Source organism: Suilimivivens aceti (assembly GCF_025567405.1).
GTDB classification, from domain to species: domain Bacteria; phylum Bacillota; class Clostridia; order Lachnospirales; family Lachnospiraceae; genus Suilimivivens; species Suilimivivens aceti.
On the sequence record NZ_JAOQKJ010000005.1, the window covers coordinates 77,986 to 95,218 of the forward strand.

Genomic DNA, 17,233 nt, shown 5'->3' on the forward strand with positions numbered 1-17,233 from the left:
TCCCTTGACCCGTAATAATTACGGTTAAGGAATGTCCTTTTTTCGCTACTTAGCAGTAAGAAAGACACACGATGCTGCTTATCCACAATCTATATGATTCCAAAATGTCTAAACGCCTGCATAATCGCATCTTCCTTCTCTGGTGTACACTGTGGCTGTCTCGCATTCTCTGATTTAGCCGGATTGAAGTTCTCACCGACATCTAATCCACATTTCTTTTTAATCTGTGCAATATACAATGAAGAAACCTTCAGTCCTGTCTGCTCCAGTACATAAGTCTTTATCTGCTCATAAATTGCTTTTCCTTTAAATTCAGATAAATCCATATCCTCCAGAGAGAAGTCCACCTTCACTTTTCTGCTATCGACCATTCTCCGTTCCACTTCGGTCTGCGCTGAGCAAAGGTCCACCGGACCTTTAGTGCCCTTGGAAAGCAGTACTACCGTCTCATTTTGTGTATCATTGTCCAAACTTAGGGTAAACTCTTTTTCTATAATCGGCAACTTAAATTCTATGGATTTCAGCCATTGTCCATTCTCTTTACGTTCTTCGTAAATCTGCACATTATCCACTAACTGTGACAGGAACTCTCGTTTCTCAGCTTCGTTCATTTGGGCATACAGCTTATCAAAGAAAATGAGTGCCTTGTAGATATTGTCTCCCGTAATCTTGTCTGCTAGCAGAGCACGTTTTTTAGTTTTTGCAGATATAAGCAATTCCTCTGCTTCCTCTATTTTATCATAAGTCTTGTACAAACGGTTCTCTAAATCTTTTTTTCTTCGCTGATAATGTTTATCCTCATAATCTAGGGAATCAATATCTGACAAGATCATATCTTTATTATGATATAGCTGTCTTAATTGTTTTTCGTAATTTGCTATTTCCTGATCTAATGCGCTGGTGTCTACTTCCATATTTATCTTGCTACGTATTAAATCCGAAAATTTAGGATTGCTAACCAGTTTACTGATCACCTCTGCAACAGAAGCATCCAGCATTTCCTCATGCACCTGTTTTTTATAATCACACTTATGACCTCTGGTCATATTCCGGTGTTTACAGCCATAATAATAAAAGTCCTTATAATTGCTTCCATCCTTGCGCTTCTTAATGGCCTTGTTGCCATACATTCCGGCACCGCAGACAGGACATTTTAAAATTCCAGATAAAAGATGTATCTTTTCTTTCTTATCACGATTGACCTTTTCGTACTTTTTAGCCTGTGCCGCCACCTTGACCTGTGCCTGCTCCCATACTTCTTCTGATACAAGAGCTTCATGTAAACCATCTACCAACAGATAATCGTCTTTCTTAACCTGCCTGTACTCGTTCCTTGTACCATGAACCTTTTCTGTCCGTCTTCTGCCATAGGAGATTTTACCGCTATAAACCGGATTCTGTATAATCCTTCTGATAAGAGCAGCATCAAATAACGGATTTTTACCATTCTGTCTGGCTATCTTATGAATTCCATGATTTTCTAAATATTTAGCAATTCCATTCGCTCCTAGATCTGTATTTACATATTGGTCAAATATCGTTCTGATAGCTACTGCCTCTTCCTCATTCACTACCAATTTTCCATCAATGAGAGCATATCCATATGGTGCAAAACCACCATTCCATTTACCTTCCCTGGCTTTCTGCATCCTGCCTTCCATTGTCTGAACACGAATGTTCTCACGTTCAATCTCCGCCACTGCTGACAAAACAGATATCATAAGTTTTCCGGCATCTTTAGATGAATCTATTCCATCCTCTACACAAATCAGATTCACACCAAAATCCTGCATCACTTGTAATGTTGCAAGAACATCTGCCGCATTTCTTCCAAATCTGGAAAGCTTAAATACAAGGACATAAGACACTTCATCTTTCCCTGATTTGATATCGTCCATCATCTGATTAAATGCAGTTCTTCCCTCTATAGACTTACCGGATTTTCCAGCGTCCTCATACTCACTGGCAATTTCATATTCATTATAGTCACAAAAGGCTTTCATTTTTGTTTTCTGTGCATCTAGAGAATATCCGTCTATCTGCATGGTTGTAGAAACACGGGTGTAAAGATACACTTTTATCTTTTCTTTAGACATTCTTACCACCTCATAATATCATTATTTCAGTCAGAGTATGACCGCTAATTATATTTTTTTATCTGGCAACGAAAGTAATCTGTTTATTACCGGATGAATGATTGCTGTCTCTGTAATCTGATTGATAGCACAAAGTTTCTTCCCTGCATCCTTACTGGATGCTCCACAATGATATACCTTCTCGGTTTCTTCACCATAATCAAGTACAATCAATCTGTCGTGACAATCAGGATTCGGCTTAATCCGAATCGTTGGATATTCATTTTGAAAATCCGTCACTAAAGAGTTTGTAAGAAATCCTCTCCCACCTTTTCCATTCTCTGTGAATAAAATGACTTCCACACCATAGTCCTTCTGTGAAAGATGCTGTAATGATTTTGCATTCATATAATCATCCACAACATAGATTGATTTCTTTGCCTGTTGATAGATTTCTATGTAAGCAATGTCAGCTTCTAATTTCTGACCTTTATAAATAACAAAATTCTTCTTATCTTTATCCGTAATGAAGTTGTCTGCTAAGATAGTCACATCTTTTTGAATGGAATCTACTTTTTTCTCCATTCGATCCTGTCTCTCCGTTATCGTTCCAACCTTAGCTGTTAAAAGATCCATTTCATTTCTAGTAACAAACTGTTGATTTTGACTAATATAGTGACGCATCTCCCTAAAAGTGCGCATTATAAATATACTCTGCTGTTCTGCCAATTCTCCACGAAGAACTGTCGCAAGCATATAAATTCCTTGTTCTGTAAATGCATATGGCAAATATCTCCGTCCACCTTCTTGACCAGCGAAAAAATCATTTTTTCGTGAGGTCACAATTTGTGACCTCACGGATTCAATTTCACTAGTTGCCAATTGAAACATAAAATCTTCCGGAAATCTTTCTATATTTCTTTTTACCTGTTGATTTAACTTTTTGACTTCATAGCCATATATTTCCGCTAAATCTCTATCCAGCATTACCTGCTGACCGCGAATTATGTACACCTTACTCCGAATAACATCCGTAGTAATCAATTCTTTTGTTCCTTCCATTCTTCCTCCCAACCAATCGATTACAATTTCTATAAATTGCTGATTCCTATTCTGTTGCTATGAAATCACGCATTCCTTGTATATTCCATCTTCTTGCCCTTCGGACAAGAATCCTTCCTCGCTCAAAGAGCACAGTCAATTGCGACTTCACATACTATTCCTCCACAATGCTTTCCATCTGCTCCAATTTCTGCAATGCCTTCATATATGCCATCAATCTTTTATACTGTTCGTCTCCAAGGCTATGAATCTGCTTTAATATCTTAATATCCGACCTGGTAACTTCATAATCCATATCTGCATCTTTATACTCCGGATCAATTCCTTTTCCCGTTAAAAGCTGTTCCGGTGTAATATCCAATGCGTCACATATTGATAACAGACAGTCTGCTTTTGGATTTGTCTTTTTCTTTTTCCAGTCACTGATGTTGCTTGTTGCAATCCCGGTTCTTCTCGACAGTTCCAACTGGCTCATATTCTTTTGCTCCATTATGTAGAAAATTCTTTCACTGATAATCATGTGTGTTCCTCCGTTATGTTATATCCGCATTTATCGTTTTCATTTTCCGTTTATACGGTTATTCTATCATGCCGCAGCATTTCTTTCAATAGGAATGATAATACTTCTGAATTTCTCAATATTTTCTGTTTTATATAATTCCTTGTACAACTGTTTTATTCTCTTCATGCGAAGATAACAATCCGGATTCGGTAATTGATCCAAGCCCATTGCGTCTGCGTACTTTGCCACCATTTCACCAATGAAATTCGCCAAATCACTCCATGTATCTCTTTCTTTTATAACCACTTTATTTTTAACCATAATTGAAATCCTTTCTGTCATTGTTATCCATCATATCCCATCTAAGATACTGTTCCTTCATTCAGATAGGATAAGATAGATATTATTAAAATTAGTATTGTTAATATTAGTCTTATTAGATTTTGATTTTTTCGGTTCCAGACCCGTAAAATTAAAAACTCTGTAATCGTAAAAATCAAATTTCCTGACTGTGATTTTTACGTCCTAAGCACTTTGATTTTTTCTTATGTGGATATCTTTCAAAACACTTTCTTCAGATAAAGCTTGTTAGGTTTTCCAAGTCCCTGTCGCTTACGTTCAAGTGTTCCGAACTCCTCCAGTTCATCCAATAACTTGCAGGCTTTTTGTGTTCCACAATCCAATATTTCTTACGGAATAATAGATAAATACTCTTCCGTTTTCATCCACCCATCCATTTTTTATAGACAATGAAACTCTATCTAAAAAGATTGCATATAAAAGTTTTGCATCTATTGACAGCCCCCAAAAGCATGCATCATCTATTAGACATTTTGGTAACTTGAAGAAAGTAAACTGCTCTTCACCAGTACAGTAATTAAACGTCGACTTAATGCACAGATTTTCTAATCCATTTCTTCCAAGCATCTGTTCTTTTTCTAAATTTCTCATAAATAAAGTCCTTCCTTTCATTTTTTCTCAAATTGGCAAGCAGTGCCCCGGTATATACCCGGCGCATTTTTGCTTGTTGGGGAAAATGCCCCAATCCCCTCGAACTGCGGATAAACCGCAGAGCCACGCTAACGCTTTTTATCAATTCACTTTCTCTTCTTTGAATCTTCCTCATATAGATGAATAACTACTTCAAGTGCCTTTTTCAGAAGCTCTGTTTGCTCATTATTCATCTTTTTTATTTCTGCAATATCCTCTTCATACAGCTTCCCCGTTTCATTTGCTTTCTTAGCATACTGATTGAGATTATTACTAATCCTTGTATGTAAAGATATTACCCGGTTCAAATCAGGCCATTCCGGGATTATTACATACCCGTTTAACGCCATCTTTCTGATATACGCACTCATATTTTGAACTCCGGCTTCCTTCATCCGATCATGCAATATTTCCACCTCCTCCGGTTTAAATTTCACATAAATACCTTTTGAATACTCTTTCACTTTGCATTTCCTCCACTCTTTTTACTTTGTTTTTTAGAAATCACTCTATCGGGGCAATTGATGACTTTCTAAAAAATAGGCAACAAAAAAAGCAACCGATGTTACTCGATTGCCATGCCGCCACTTTTACAAGACTATATACGCTCAAAAATTTGTTAGTATTGTACAAACAGTTTTGTGAATAATTCTGTCCATTTTCCATTACAAAATGATAATTGACTTTTTAGAAATAGTTATTCTCAGATTTTCTACAAAATTAGAAAAAGCCCAAACCAAAAGGGTTTGAGCTCCATTTGTACATTCGTATTTTCTGCTTTTGGGTATAAAATCTCCGCAGTTAAATATAGAATACTTGTTCGTTTTTGTCAAGTCTTACTTGCACTTTTTCTCTTTCTTCTTCGGCAATTCTTCCCACATGCTCTCAACCAATTCACACAGAAACTGCCGATTATCCACATCATCAACCAGAATCATTTTTTTCGCACCATCATATGGCGGTTCCATCTCAGCATCCGGCATCAGTTTCACCGACACCGGAACCGGCTTTACCAAAAGTCTGTCATCATATATTCCGCAAAAAAACCTTCCTCGATAATAAAGGATGTATTCTCCCATAGTCTTTATTGGATGCCTGACAATAGTCTTCAGTTTCTCCGGCACTGCCTTCCGTTTATCGCTCAGATAAATACTCGCCTTGCAAAAACCTGCAATATCCGGTTTATTATCCTGCAAAATACCTCAAATCTTTCCGCCAGTTTGGGAATCATTGTCTTTTCTTTCTGCAATAAAATTGTCATAGTTTCGAGCAACTATCTATTTTCATAATTTCTCGTACTTCATGCATATCATATCTAACCAAACACAACAACTATATGTACTCGCTATGAAGCGTTTATTTTGATATTCCTATTTAAGGACAAAACTTTCTTTTGACTTCATTGCCCTGCTAAACTCATCAAACTCCACATATTGTAAAGCTATCCCCGCCTCATCTGCAAATTGACATATTGCGTAAATAGCCTGATCATAATTTTCTCCTGTCTCCAGGTTATATTCAAAAGTATCAATAAATCGATCAAACATTTTTCTCTGACGTTCTTCACATCGAGCAACATGCTTTTTGAACTCTTCATGATACTCATCCATTTCACGTGCTGACTCTAAAAGAATAGCTGTCATTCTGTCATACTCGGCAGCATTTAAATTTGCATTCTTTATAATCTCACGTGTACACGTAACTACATAACTTGCAGTAGTATATACAACTATCGGAAGAATTGGATTTACCGCAGACCCCATAATAGTTCCAACTGCCTTGGTAAAATATATGGTAGTCGCAGCTTTGGCAGTTGTATCCACTAACTGCTCTTTAAGTTGCTGCTCATCAATTTCACCACGCGCATATGAATAAAGTGCCACTCCTCCATCAATAATTCCACCTGCCATAACTGTCGCAGCAACTGAATCACTAAGTAAAGCACTTCCAGCTTTTATTCCTTTATATCTAATTGCAGTACTTACAATGCCAGTTGCGCCACCTCTTGCTGCTCCCTTTATTGCATCTGCTCCAACATCATGTAATGCAGCATCCAGTTCTTTCTTGTCCTGAAATACTTCGAACATATTTGTAACCCCAGATACTATTCCTGTTATTACAAAACTGGCCTTAGCCATATTGGCTGCTGTACACTTCATTTCAACTTTGACTGCTTTTCTTTCAAATGCTTTTGCATACTTTTCCGGCGTTTCATATGCCATCTGAACTTCTTCAAAAGTAGTTCCACCAGATGTTGCATCACCATAATGTAATTCATCTGTCAGATGCTCATGAACATCCCTAAAATCACCTGCATGTATATCCTGCGACTCTGCTCTATTCTTTGCAAGTTTTTTTGCTTCTTTTAGCATAGAACCATCCGCATTGTAATGCTCATCTTTACGTATGAGTCTATCCATACCATTGTATTTTCCCCAATGGTCTCTCTGACCTCCAGCCTGATCAAATACACTGTTAGCAGCACTTCTCTCAATTCCTTTACAGCTTACAGACTTTACAAATTTAGCCTGAACTTCTTTTTGTACACGACCTCCATCTTTAATTAATATGTCTGCCGCCGCGCCCTGATCATAAACATCGGTAACAACAGCTTTTGCTGACATTCCCTTACTTGCAGCGTCCGCATTAAACTTTGCTGCTTCTATATATTCAAACAAATTGCCCTTTTGTTGATCAAAATGTCCATTCTGGATAATTGGTGTTCCAATTTTCCATCTAAACAGGTCCATACCATCAACAGCAGCATTTGTTGCATTTTGAGCATTTGATGACGCCATATTACCAACTAAATTTTCTGTTGTCTTAGATGCATCTTTAACAACTTTCTTAAAAAAAGACATAGACACCTCCTACAATAATGCTGCGATTGCAATCGCTATAACTATTGCTCCAACAAGCCTTACAAGACGCCACGTATAGATTCTACTAGCTGGAAGATTTCTAAACTTAAAAAATATAGGAAATGCAACTCCCGCACAAACTATGAGTAAAATCCCCTTCAAAACACTCGTGCTCATTGATAAACATCCCAAAGCTATCATTATGACTACTGCAAAGAAATTAACTATAAGCATTTTATTTGCTTCTGGTTTCCAAACAATATCTCCGACTTGCGCATCTTCATCAACCATTTTATATGTATCTTTCTTAATCTGCTTTAATCCTTTTGTAGAAGCACTTAATGCCTCCCTAGCCTCACTTGAGACCTCACCCTTTGAATTTAGAATAGGTGTAGATAATACATGATAATAAACTTGTGCCATCAGCCAAGACACGTGGAGCGTCTTTTGCTCCACAATAGATAAACTATCGAAATCAATCATTCCGTCCGCATCTACAGGATGTGAGTTCTTTATTCTTTCGAGTTCCTGTAAAAATGGAGCAAACTTTTTATTTAATTTTTTAATGAAACTAGAGTAGTTATCAGACATCTTTGCAATGCCTTCCATTCCAGTAGTCATTATGTTCATCTGAGATACCGCTTCTTCTGCTTCTGCATGTATCTTCTTAGCTTCAGCAAGCTTTTCTTTTCCTTTTGCTCCAGCAATTACCGCTGCTACGGCTACAATAGGGGCTACAACAACCCCAGCAAGTATTAATTTACCGCCTGCCATACCTAATCCACCTGCTGCCTTAGCACCACCACCAAACCAAGCTAATGTAGCGTTTGTTTTCGCAGCACCAGAAAGAGCTGCTATAGCTGTTCCTGTTGATGCCGTACCAAACATCATTGCTCCACCATAAGAGGCAATACCAACCAATGCACCTGTTCCTAAAGCAGCAAAACCTGCTTTAGCAACTTCATTAGCAGTCATTGATGCATTCTGAATGTTCATAAGCATCTGCTTAGGCTCTTCGTCAGAACCAATAAAATCCATATTAGAATCAATTCTTCTATCCATTTCCACATTCTTAAATGTACCGAATGCAGTCACAAAAGAATCCATTCCTTCCATCCAAGCATTAACTTTAACTTTTCCAAGATTCTCCAAACGCTTAGTTGTCTGTTTCTTCTGTGACTCAAACTTATTTTTTGCGTTATCATACATAGATTGTGCCTCATTTAATAAGCTTTCAATCTCTTCTTTATGAGTAATTGGTTCCAACAATCCCATAGCACCTACCACCTTATCTATAACGTAAACAACTTAATCTAAATCAAATATTTTCTTTATAAGTTTATCAATTTCCTGTGCATCAAGACTTCCATCATCTCCATCACAGGTAATAATAAGGTTTTTGCCTTCAATTATTCTATGCTCTGCATAATAAGATTTCTTCTTTTCCCAACGCATCATATTTTCAGAGTCTGTTTGCATTCCTACATGCTCCAAATATCAGAAAATATCAGCATTGCCAGGACTATAAGCAATAAAGTCTAGCCTAAATTTCTTATCCCACACAGTTACTTCCGGTTCATAATCATTTCATAATAGCTTTTTCTTATAAACAAAATCATCCTATAATTCACTTGGAACCATCTGAAAATACTTCAATGCCGCCTCGATTGCTGTTGCCTTCTCCTTTGGACACTTGGGCTGTCTGGCATCATCTGACTTTACTTTGTTATAATTTTCTCGCTCTATAATCCCATACTTAGCCTTAACCTGTGCAATATACAGATTTGAAACTTTCATTCCATCATTATGCTTAGCCACGTATGCTTTGATCTCCTCATAAGTAGCCTTGCTCTCAGCCGCCGTTAAATCCATCTCGTCCATGTCAAGTCTTACATTCACATGATGCTTCGCTTCGTGGAGTTTGGACAAAAGACAAACCGTCTCCACATGCACGGTCATTGGGAACTGATCCACCGCCCGCCACTTTTTCAGCTCATAGCCACCCTCGCAGAGGATCTTCAGATCTCTTGAAAGAGTCGCACTGTCACAGCTCACATATACGATCCTCTCCGGCTTCATTTTCAGCATGGTATCAAGACAGGCTCCGTCACAGCCCTTTCTGGGCGGATCTACCACGATCACATCTGCAAAGATCCCTTCCTGTCCATATTTCTCTGGCAGTACCTCCTCTGCCTTTCCTACGAAAAATTCTGCATTAGTGATGTGATTTCTTTCTGCATTCTTCCGGGCATCCTCAATGGCCTGCGGAATGATCTCCACGCCATAAACCTGCTTTGCCCTGCCGGAAAGGAAAAGAGAAATCGTTCCAATCCCGCAGTACAGATCCCAGACCGTTTCCTTTCCGGTAAGTGCTGCATAGGAAAGTGCAAGGCTGTACAGCTTCTCTGTCTGGACAGGATTGACCTGATAAAAGGACAGCGGAGAAATAGAAAAGGTGATCCCCTGATCTGTCAGTGCAAAATCATGCAGGACATCCCTTACATGGATCGTGTCCTGTATCCGGTCATTACCCCAGATCGTAGTGACCTCCCCTCCCATGATGACATTCGTTTTTTCAAGATTATGGCTTAAGGAAATACTGGTCATTCCCGGTATCTCCTTAAGGAGCCGGATCAGGCGATCCTGAAAGGGGAGCTGCTTTCTGCTGTTGATCACAAGGCACACCATCAGTTCTCCGCTGGTAAAACCTTTTCGGATCAGTATATGTCGGATCAGCCCCTTGTGGCTCACCTCATCATAAGCCGGAACATGATTTTCCTTCATATAGGTAAGAACTGCCTGCAGGATCACCTGATTCTCTTCTGCTCCGAGATAACATTCTGTATTTTCAATGATACTGTGTGTTCTTCCCGCATAAAATCCAGTCACCGGCTCGCCATCCTTGTTCTGTCCCACCGGATACTGAGCCTTATTACGATAACGGAAAGGACATTCCATTCCCACAACAGGCTCGCCCGTCTCATCTACCAGCTTCTCCGAAAAGCCTCCGATATGAATCAGCTGATCACGGACCTTCCTCTGCTTAAAGGCAAGCTGTTCCTGATAATCCATCGCCTGGATCTGACAACCGCCACACTGTCTGTACAGCTTACAGGGCGGCTCTGTACGCCAGTCAGAAGGCTTCAGGATTTTTTCCACCCTGGCATAGCCATAGTTTTTTTTGACCTTGGTAACCCTTGCCAGGATCCGGTCTCCGATCACAGTGTCCTTGATGAAAAAGGGATAGCCGTCTACCTTGCCTATCCCTTCTCCATCATGACTTATATCTATAATTTCTGTTTCTATAGTGTCATTCTTTTTAAAGCTGTTTTCTCTGTTTTTCACGCTTTTCTCCGCCCTGTTTCTGCGTTATTATGGCTTCCTGCTATTATTCCATTCTGGTTCCTGTCAAATTGGAATCAAACAGTCTGTTGAAGCCAAGCCATCCGTTATTATCCTTGCTGTTTTCCAGAATCTCAGTAAAGGTCTCCATCTTGGCATCCGTATTATCTGCGAGGTTCAGCGCCATGGCTTCCATGATCGCAGGTTTCTTTGGCGAACCAAATTCATATTCCCCATGATGCGCAAGGATACAGTGCTTCAGTTCATTCGCCAATACTTCCGGGAAGCCTGGGATATTCCGCACCTTTTCACCGATCATTTCCACACCGATCACAATATGACCAAGGAACTGTCCTGCGTCGGTATAGTCATTTTCCGGGAAAAGAGAAATCTCTCTGGTCTTTCCCATATCATGACAGATTGCTGCTGTGATCAGCAGATCTCTCTTTAACAGTGGATATGTACTACAATAATAATCGCAGAGCTTTGTTACACCGAGTGTATGCTGAAGCAGGCCTCCCACAAATCCGTGGTGCACCGTTTTGGCTGCGGATGACTGCTTAAAGGCACTGATAAACGCCTGATCCTTTACGAAAAACTCCTGGAGCAGCTGCTTCAGATATGTATTTTCCACTCCGTTAATATAAGAAAGCAGCTCCTGATACATTTCTTCTCTGTCGAATCTGCTGACAGGCAGATAATCCGCAGGCGCATATTCACCTTCCTGACACTTACGGATTCTTTTGACATTGACCTGCAGCACTCCCTGAAAGCTGGTAATATCTCCATACACCTCGATATAATCCAGGGAATCAAATTCTGCGATACCTGCATTATTGGGATCCCACACCTTTGCGTCTATGGTTCCTGTTTTATCCTGAAGTACCACTGTATCATAAGGCTTTCCATTCTTTGTTACCGCCGAGATCTTGTGTTTACAGAGGTAAATATCAAACACTCTGTCACCGTCTTTATAATCTTTAATATATTTCATTTCTACTTTGCCCTTTCCTTTTGTTCATGATTTTTCTCTTATCGGGTTCCCAACGTTACGGGGAGCTCCATTTCCGTATAGCCTTCCGGTCCCTGACGAAGCAGTGTCAACGTCATAGTTTCTTCCGGCTCCATATCCATCATACCATTGATCAGCTCCTGATAACTGGTAACCTTGGTATCTCCAATTCCGGTGACCACATCTCCGCTCTGTATACCTGCCGCCATTGCCGGCGAATCCATGTCTATTTCCATGATATAGGCTCCATAAGGTACGTCGAGTTCCTCATGCACCTGCAACGTCACATCTGCACCATGGATACCAAGATACGGAATATCCTTATCATTTGACATTCTCTCGATCAGCTTCCGGAGATCCGTGATCCCTATAGCACTGACCAGATTTCTGGTATCACTGCTGTTATGGGAGGAATCTATGATACCTATTACCTGCCCGCTTAAATTCACAAGAATGCCCGTGGCAGAAGAGCTGCCGTAAATATCAGTAGTGATCCATTTATATCTGGAATCAGGAAGATCGACCGTACTGCCTGCAGAGGTTACAAAGCCATAACAGACAGACCCGGCAACACCCGCAGGCTGTCCAAGTGCAATAACCGGGTTTCCTATGAGGTTGCTTCCGGCAGAGGTTCCCAGCTTAACCGGCTCTGCAGCCTGCAGCGTTGTCCTCTTCATAGTATTTTTTTCTACTGCAAGAATAGCCAGTCCTGTATTACTGTCCTTTTTTTTCAGTTCAGCTTCATATTCCAGTTCATCGCTGAATGTGATTTCCAGAAGCTCTGCGTCTTCAATAGCTGGATAATTCGTCAGGATCAGAAGTTCTTTTCCGTTATCTGCTATGATCACTCCGGCAACAGATCCCTCATTTTTATATTCATTATTAAACCAGTCCACATCTGAGGTAATTCCAACCACTGTCACCATGGAAGACTGCACACTCTTCGCAACTGCCGCCAGTGAATCGTAAAGCGATGTATAATCCTCGACACCAAGCTTCATCTCGGAAAGCAACTGAGCGATCTGCTCATCCTCCAGTACCGGTGTTACGGGCTCCGGGGACATTTCGGAATCATCTGCGATCATATCCTCCGGCAGGATCTCTTCTGACTCTTTCTCTTCCACGAGTACTACAGTAGACGGCTTTTCTTCTGGATAAAGGCGGTTGCTTATGACCGGTTCCAGAAGAAGAAAGGTCAGACAGGCTACCAGTCCGAAGATCACAGCCATAGCGGCTGTGATAATTGTTTTCCTTATCAGTTTTTTCCGGTTTAAGGGACGCTGCTTGATGGTCTCTTTCAAAAAATCCGTTCTGTCCTGATTCTGCTGTTCTTCCATACAGATTTCTCCTTATTCCTTTTCCCTTTTCTCCTCTTTAAAAGCAAAGAATCTCTGACCAAAGTAATTCAGTATTACAAACAGTCCCATGCCACATACCATGGCGATATTGTCCTGCCATTCTGTGGAAAGTCCGCTTAAAAGAAGCAGGATCAGCTTCTTTGCACCACCATATGCGATCAGATAACACACGGTAATGTTTAAAATGAATTTAAGGATGACAACCGGAGATTTACTTTTATTTTGAAAGGTAAAATATTTATTCAGGAAATAGCTGCATATGCTGCCTACTATATAATTGGCGGCAGAAGAAATCCAGTATGACAGATGCAGCAGATTGTAAGCAAGAAACATGACAGCCGTCCCTACGACTGTATTGACAACACCTACCAGTACAAATTTCAGGAAGGTTATATCCAGTTTACCTTTCAGCTTTTCGATCACGTCTGTATCCTCTTTTCCATATATTCTCACATGATAACAGTATAAAATTTTACAGCCCTTTTTGCAAGAAAGAATCCTGCAAGCAGGATTCTCCACCCAGAACGGGTCATTTCCGATGACATAAAAAAGCCTGAGGATCACAGATCCTCAGACCTTACTTAACTATAGTCGGGGTGACGTGATTCGAACACGCGACCTCTACGTCCCGAACGTAGCGCTCTACCAAGCTGAGCCACACCCCGATTTCATACGACATTAGCTATCATACAATTTTTAGACCAAATTGTCAATACTGAAAACCTGCTATTCAGGTGCAATTCGGCATTCAGAGAAATCCGCAGAAGCTCTGTTTTTAAAAGCACGGCAGATGAACTGCTCCTGCAGCTTCCTGCCATGCTTTTTATTTCAGGTGGATCAGTGCTTATTCTGTCTCCTGTCTATGTAATCGATCAGCATCTCAGCAGTTACATCTTCTCCAAGCTTACTGCTGTTAATAGATACATCATAATTACGGGAATCACCCCATTTACCCTTACAGTAATAATTGTGATAATTCTTCCTCTTTTTATCCTGACGAACCATAAAGGTTTCTGCCTCATCCCTGTTCATTCCATAAATACGTACGACACGGTCAACCTTACTCTCCCAGTCACCGAGGATGAAAATAGAGATCGTTCCAGGATACTTCTTTAATACGTCTTCAGAGCAGCGCCCTACAACCACGAAGGATTCTCCGGATTCTGCTTTTTTTCTCAGGTAATCAAACTGCATATTGGCAAGGTTCTCTTCTGCAGAATTGGAATAACCCTTAACAGTTCTTGTCATAAAGAGGTTTCTTGGAACCTCATCATACTTCTCAAGGTTCTTTACCTCTACGCTTTTCTCATTGGCAATCTCCTGCAGAAGGTTCTTATCATACAGATTCAGTCCATAGTGCTTTGCGAGAATCTCTGCGATCTCATGTCCGCCTGATCCGAATTCACGTCCTATAGAAATAATAAGCTGTTTTTCCATTGATGCTGCCTCCTTTTATAAGTATCTTACAAAGATAAATAACATGGAGAATAAAACTACCATAATGGTTGCAGGTGCAACTTCCTTACAGTACTTGCCCCATCCAATAGGATGACCATGCTTGGCTGCAACAGCAGTACCAACAACATTCGCAGATGCACCGATCGGTGTTGCACTTCCACCGATATCTGTTCCCATGGAAAGTGCCCATGCCAGAGTGGAAAGGTCTACACCCTGTGCTACGGCAAGACTCTTGATAACAGGAATCATGGTTGCTGCAAATGGAATATTATCTACAAAGGCACTGGCAATAGCGGAACCCCAGATGATAATAGCGATCATCAGCTTGATATTTCCTCCGCTGACTTTGGCAATCAGTCCTGCGATCACTTCCAGCACACCGGTCTGCTCCAGACCACCTACTACAACAAACAGTCCGACAAAGAACAGCAGCGTCTTGTAATCTACCTTTTTCATCAGCTCTACAGCTTCCTTACCAGATGTGACCAGTGTCAGGATGGCTATGCCAAGTCCGATGGTTGCAACGGTAAGTCCTGTCTGTGCATGTGTTACAAGAAGAACTACTGCAAGTGCAAAGATAATGCAGCTGATGGTAAAGCTCTTCTTATCCCTGATGGCTGTTTTGGGATCCGGGAATGCGGATGTATCTACAGTTCCGTCACTACGCAGCTGCTTATGGAATACGAGGAAGAAATAAATCACGGTAAGTACCAGTGCACAAATAACGATCAGTCCCGTATTACTGATAAAATCTCCAAATGAATATCCAAGGGATGTTCCGATAATAATGTTCGGGGGATCTCCACACATGGTAGCCGCTCCACCCAGATTCGCACAGAAAATCTCTGAAAGAATCATAGGTACCGGATTAAATTTCAAAAGCTGTGCCAGCTCTACTGTTACTGCTGCCAGGAACAGTATAACGGTAATACTGTCAATAAACATAGCCAGAATACTGGACATAACCATAAAAGTAACGAAAATTGCTACAGTCTTGTAATGAACAGCCTTAGCCAGTCTCATACAAAGCCAGCGGAAGAAGCCTGCATTACCCATACCCTCTACCATGATCATCATACCTGCTATGAAGATAATGGTTGCCCAGTTGATGCCACTGGAGGTCTCAGCCGCTTCACCAGCCTGATACCAGAAGGTTAAAGTTCCAATCTCCTTAAAATTTAACGTATTGATCACTGCTGACATACTGTGCATGCAGACACCGAATACCAGCACCAATGTCAGTAATCCACTCAGCAGTGTTACGATATGTCTTTCCAGCTTCTCTGATATGATCAGCAGAAACATGACAAGAAATATCACAGTTGCAATAATTTGTGCCATTTTCTCTCCTCCTCCTTATAACCTCGGGTGATTATAACACCTAACCCTGAGTGATTCAAGAATTTGACACAAAATTTTTATATTTTTTTCACACTTCTGAACTTTTTATAAAACGCTGTCAATTTTATCGGCAAGATCTGTCTTGCTGACAGCTCCTACAACATTTGCTTTTACCTCTCCACTCTTAAATACGATCATGTTGGGAATGGACATGACCCCATATTTCTGAGCCAGATTCATATTTTCATCTACATTGCACTTGCCAACCTTGCATTTTCCCTCATATTCTGCTGCAAGCTCTGCTACTACCGGTGCCATCATTTTACATGGTCCGCACCAGTCAGCATAAAAATCTACCAGAACCGGTATATTGCTTTTTACAACCTCTTCCTCAAAATTCTGCTCTGTGATCTTCAGTTCCATCAAAATCTCCTCCTTTTCCTTATTATAGTTATATAGTTATCTGTTAGTATCGTTTTGTCTGTAAATAATATACTTGCAGATAGGATTCCCTATACTGGAAAATTTTTCCTCATATTCTGTCATGACATTTCCCTGCATCAGTCTGTCATCATGGTGCAGATCATAGGTACATTCCTTTATCTTCCAGCCTGCTTCCGGTACCTCTTCTACTGCAAAGTCAAACAGGTCACGGTTATCTGTCTTAAACTCCAGTACGCCATTCCCCTTCAGGAACTCATCATATCTTGCAAGGAACTGTCTGGACGGCAGTCTTCTCTTGGCATGCCTGTCCTTGGGCCAGGGATCTGAAAAATTCAGGTAGATCCTGTCAATCTCATCTCTTCCGAATACCTCTGTGATATCCTCGGCGTCCATCCGGACAAAGCGGAGGTTTGGAAGCTCCTTTTCCTCCATCTTCTGGATAGCACGAAGCAGGACACTGGAATATTTCTCAATACCAATATAGTTAATATCCGGGTGCAGAGATGCCATTTCATAAAGAAATCTTCCCTTCCCCATGCCGATCTCTACATGGATCTCATGGTCATTGCCAAATACCTGCTGCCAGGCACCTTTATTTGTTTCCGGCTCATGGATCACAAAGACGCTGTCTGCGATCGCTTCCCGTGAACCCGGTACATTTTTTAAACGCATAGCCTTCTCCTGTCTTTATCTGTTTACCTATATTTTACCTTATCTTTCCTTTTCCTGAAAGCATATTTCTCAGAACAATTTATTAAAATATGATAAATCTTTTCAAAACAGTTCAG

The 17,233-nt window shown here is 40.5% G+C and carries 18 protein-coding genes and 1 tRNA gene; all 19 read right to left on the minus strand.

The features are described 5' to 3' along the window. Positions 1 to 89: 89 nt before the first annotated feature. The 19 genes from OCV77_RS06985 to trmB all read right to left on the minus strand — a co-directional run bounded on the left by OCV77_RS06985 (position 90) and on the right by trmB (position 17,117). Entirely contained in the window at positions 90 to 2,096 is a 2,007-nt protein-coding gene (locus OCV77_RS06985; protein ID WP_262574260.1) for a recombinase family protein, read from the minus strand. A gap of 48 nt (positions 2,097 to 2,144) precedes the next feature. Continuing rightward, positions 2,145 to 3,137, minus strand: coding sequence for an ORF6N domain-containing protein (locus tag OCV77_RS06990; protein WP_262574261.1), 993 nt, complete (start codon positions 3,135 to 3,137; stop codon positions 2,145 to 2,147). A gap of 154 nt (positions 3,138 to 3,291) precedes the next feature. Continuing rightward, entirely contained in the window at positions 3,292 to 3,657 is a 366-nt protein-coding gene (locus tag OCV77_RS06995; protein ID WP_055304882.1) for a helix-turn-helix domain-containing protein, read from the minus strand. A gap of 66 nt (positions 3,658 to 3,723) precedes the next feature. Beyond that, a complete protein-coding gene (locus tag OCV77_RS07000) occupies positions 3,724 to 3,960 on the minus strand; it encodes a hypothetical protein (protein ID WP_262574262.1) in 237 nt (78 codons plus the stop codon). 321 nt (positions 3,961 to 4,281) lie between these two features. Beyond that, on the minus strand, positions 4,282 to 4,590 hold the full coding sequence (locus OCV77_RS07005; protein WP_262574263.1) for a replication initiator protein A: 309 nt from the start codon (positions 4,588 to 4,590) through the stop codon (positions 4,282 to 4,284). Positions 4,591 to 4,736: 146 nt separating this feature from the next. Then, a complete protein-coding gene (locus tag OCV77_RS07010; protein WP_262574265.1) occupies positions 4,737 to 5,093 on the minus strand; it encodes a MobC family plasmid mobilization relaxosome protein in 357 nt (118 codons plus the stop codon). A gap of 372 nt (positions 5,094 to 5,465) precedes the next feature. Beyond that, entirely contained in the window at positions 5,466 to 5,753 is a 288-nt protein-coding gene (locus OCV77_RS07015) for a TfoX/Sxy family protein (protein ID WP_262574490.1), read from the minus strand. 246 nt (positions 5,754 to 5,999) lie between these two features. Further along, positions 6,000 to 7,490 (minus strand): hypothetical protein, encoded by a 1,491-nt coding sequence (locus OCV77_RS07020; RefSeq protein WP_262574267.1) that lies wholly within the window; start codon positions 7,488 to 7,490, stop codon positions 6,000 to 6,002. A gap of 9 nt (positions 7,491 to 7,499) precedes the next feature. Next, the gene (locus OCV77_RS07025; RefSeq protein WP_262574268.1) at positions 7,500 to 8,765 is read right to left on the minus strand and encodes a hypothetical protein; all 1,266 of its coding nucleotides are present in this window, start codon (positions 8,763 to 8,765) and stop codon (positions 7,500 to 7,502) included. Positions 8,766 to 8,798: 33 nt separating this feature from the next. Then, a complete protein-coding gene (locus tag OCV77_RS07030) occupies positions 8,799 to 8,969 on the minus strand; it encodes a hypothetical protein (RefSeq protein WP_262574269.1) in 171 nt (56 codons plus the stop codon). Between the two features lie 141 nt (positions 8,970 to 9,110). Then, the gene (gene rlmD / locus OCV77_RS07035; protein WP_262574271.1) at positions 9,111 to 10,835 is read right to left on the minus strand and encodes a 23S rRNA (uracil(1939)-C(5))-methyltransferase RlmD; all 1,725 of its coding nucleotides are present in this window, start codon (positions 10,833 to 10,835) and stop codon (positions 9,111 to 9,113) included. A 43-nt stretch (positions 10,836 to 10,878) separates the two neighbouring features. Further along, positions 10,879 to 11,826 carry a 3'-5' exoribonuclease YhaM family protein gene (locus OCV77_RS07040; protein ID WP_262574273.1) on the minus strand — a complete coding sequence of 316 codons (948 nt, stop codon included), beginning with the start codon at positions 11,824 to 11,826 and terminating at the stop codon, positions 10,879 to 10,881. Positions 11,827 to 11,864: 38 nt separating this feature from the next. Beyond that, positions 11,865 to 13,181 carry a S1C family serine protease gene (locus OCV77_RS07045; RefSeq protein WP_262574274.1) on the minus strand — a complete coding sequence of 439 codons (1,317 nt, stop codon included), beginning with the start codon at positions 13,179 to 13,181 and terminating at the stop codon, positions 11,865 to 11,867. Between the two features lie 12 nt (positions 13,182 to 13,193). Then, complete coding sequence (locus tag OCV77_RS07050; protein WP_331488804.1) at positions 13,194 to 13,625, minus strand: GtrA family protein; 432 nt, start codon at positions 13,623 to 13,625, stop codon at positions 13,194 to 13,196. A gap of 168 nt (positions 13,626 to 13,793) precedes the next feature. After that, positions 13,794 to 13,867: transfer RNA gene (locus tag OCV77_RS07055), tRNA-Pro, on the minus strand. Positions 13,868 to 14,039: 172 nt separating this feature from the next. Further along, positions 14,040 to 14,639, minus strand: a complete 600-nt coding sequence (locus OCV77_RS07060) for a cytidylate kinase-like family protein (protein ID WP_262574275.1) — start codon at positions 14,637 to 14,639, stop codon at positions 14,040 to 14,042. Positions 14,640 to 14,654: 15 nt separating this feature from the next. Next, on the minus strand, positions 14,655 to 16,001 hold the full coding sequence (locus OCV77_RS07065) for an ArsB/NhaD family transporter (protein ID WP_262574277.1): 1,347 nt from the start codon (positions 15,999 to 16,001) through the stop codon (positions 14,655 to 14,657). A 105-nt stretch (positions 16,002 to 16,106) separates the two neighbouring features. Beyond that, positions 16,107 to 16,424 (minus strand): thioredoxin, encoded by a 318-nt coding sequence (gene trxA, locus OCV77_RS07070; protein ID WP_118798795.1) that lies wholly within the window; start codon positions 16,422 to 16,424, stop codon positions 16,107 to 16,109. Positions 16,425 to 16,460: 36 nt separating this feature from the next. Further along, entirely contained in the window at positions 16,461 to 17,117 is a 657-nt protein-coding gene (trmB, locus tag OCV77_RS07075; protein WP_118798796.1) for a tRNA (guanosine(46)-N7)-methyltransferase TrmB, read from the minus strand. Between the last annotated feature and the right edge of the window lie 116 nt (positions 17,118 to 17,233).

Excerpts from the sequence above, each read along its gene's own strand:
- trxA (WP_118798795.1), bottom strand. The coding sequence starts at position 16,424 with ATGGAACTGAAGATCACAGAGCAGAATTTTGAGGAAGAGGTTGTAAAA.
- OCV77_RS07005 (WP_262574263.1), bottom strand. The coding sequence starts at position 4,590 with ATGAGAAATTTAGAAAAAGAACAGATGCTTGGAAGAAATGGATTAGAA.
- OCV77_RS07025 (WP_262574268.1), bottom strand. The coding sequence starts at position 8,765 with ATGGGATTGTTGGAACCAATTACTCATAAAGAAGAGATTGAAAGCTTA.
- OCV77_RS07040 (WP_262574273.1), bottom strand. The coding sequence starts at position 11,826 with ATGAAATATATTAAAGATTATAAAGACGGTGACAGAGTGTTTGATATT.
- OCV77_RS06995 (WP_055304882.1), bottom strand. The coding sequence starts at position 3,657 with ATGATTATCAGTGAAAGAATTTTCTACATAATGGAGCAAAAGAATATG.
- OCV77_RS07065 (WP_262574277.1), bottom strand. The coding sequence starts at position 16,001 with ATGGCACAAATTATTGCAACTGTGATATTTCTTGTCATGTTTCTGCTG.
- OCV77_RS07030 (WP_262574269.1), bottom strand. The coding sequence starts at position 8,969 with ATGCAAACAGACTCTGAAAATATGATGCGTTGGGAAAAGAAGAAATCT.
- OCV77_RS06985 (WP_262574260.1), bottom strand. The coding sequence starts at position 2,096 with ATGTCTAAAGAAAAGATAAAAGTGTATCTTTACACCCGTGTTTCTACA.
- OCV77_RS07045 (WP_262574274.1), bottom strand. The coding sequence starts at position 13,181 with ATGGAAGAACAGCAGAATCAGGACAGAACGGATTTTTTGAAAGAGACC.
- OCV77_RS07020 (WP_262574267.1), bottom strand. The coding sequence starts at position 7,490 with ATGTCTTTTTTTAAGAAAGTTGTTAAAGATGCATCTAAGACAACAGAA.
- OCV77_RS07000 (WP_262574262.1), bottom strand. The coding sequence starts at position 3,960 with ATGGTTAAAAATAAAGTGGTTATAAAAGAAAGAGATACATGGAGTGAT.
- trmB (WP_118798796.1), bottom strand. The coding sequence starts at position 17,117 with ATGCGTTTAAAAAATGTACCGGGTTCACGGGAAGCGATCGCAGACAGC.
- OCV77_RS06990 (WP_262574261.1), bottom strand. The coding sequence starts at position 3,137 with ATGGAAGGAACAAAAGAATTGATTACTACGGATGTTATTCGGAGTAAG.
- OCV77_RS07060 (WP_262574275.1), bottom strand. The coding sequence starts at position 14,639 with ATGGAAAAACAGCTTATTATTTCTATAGGACGTGAATTCGGATCAGGC.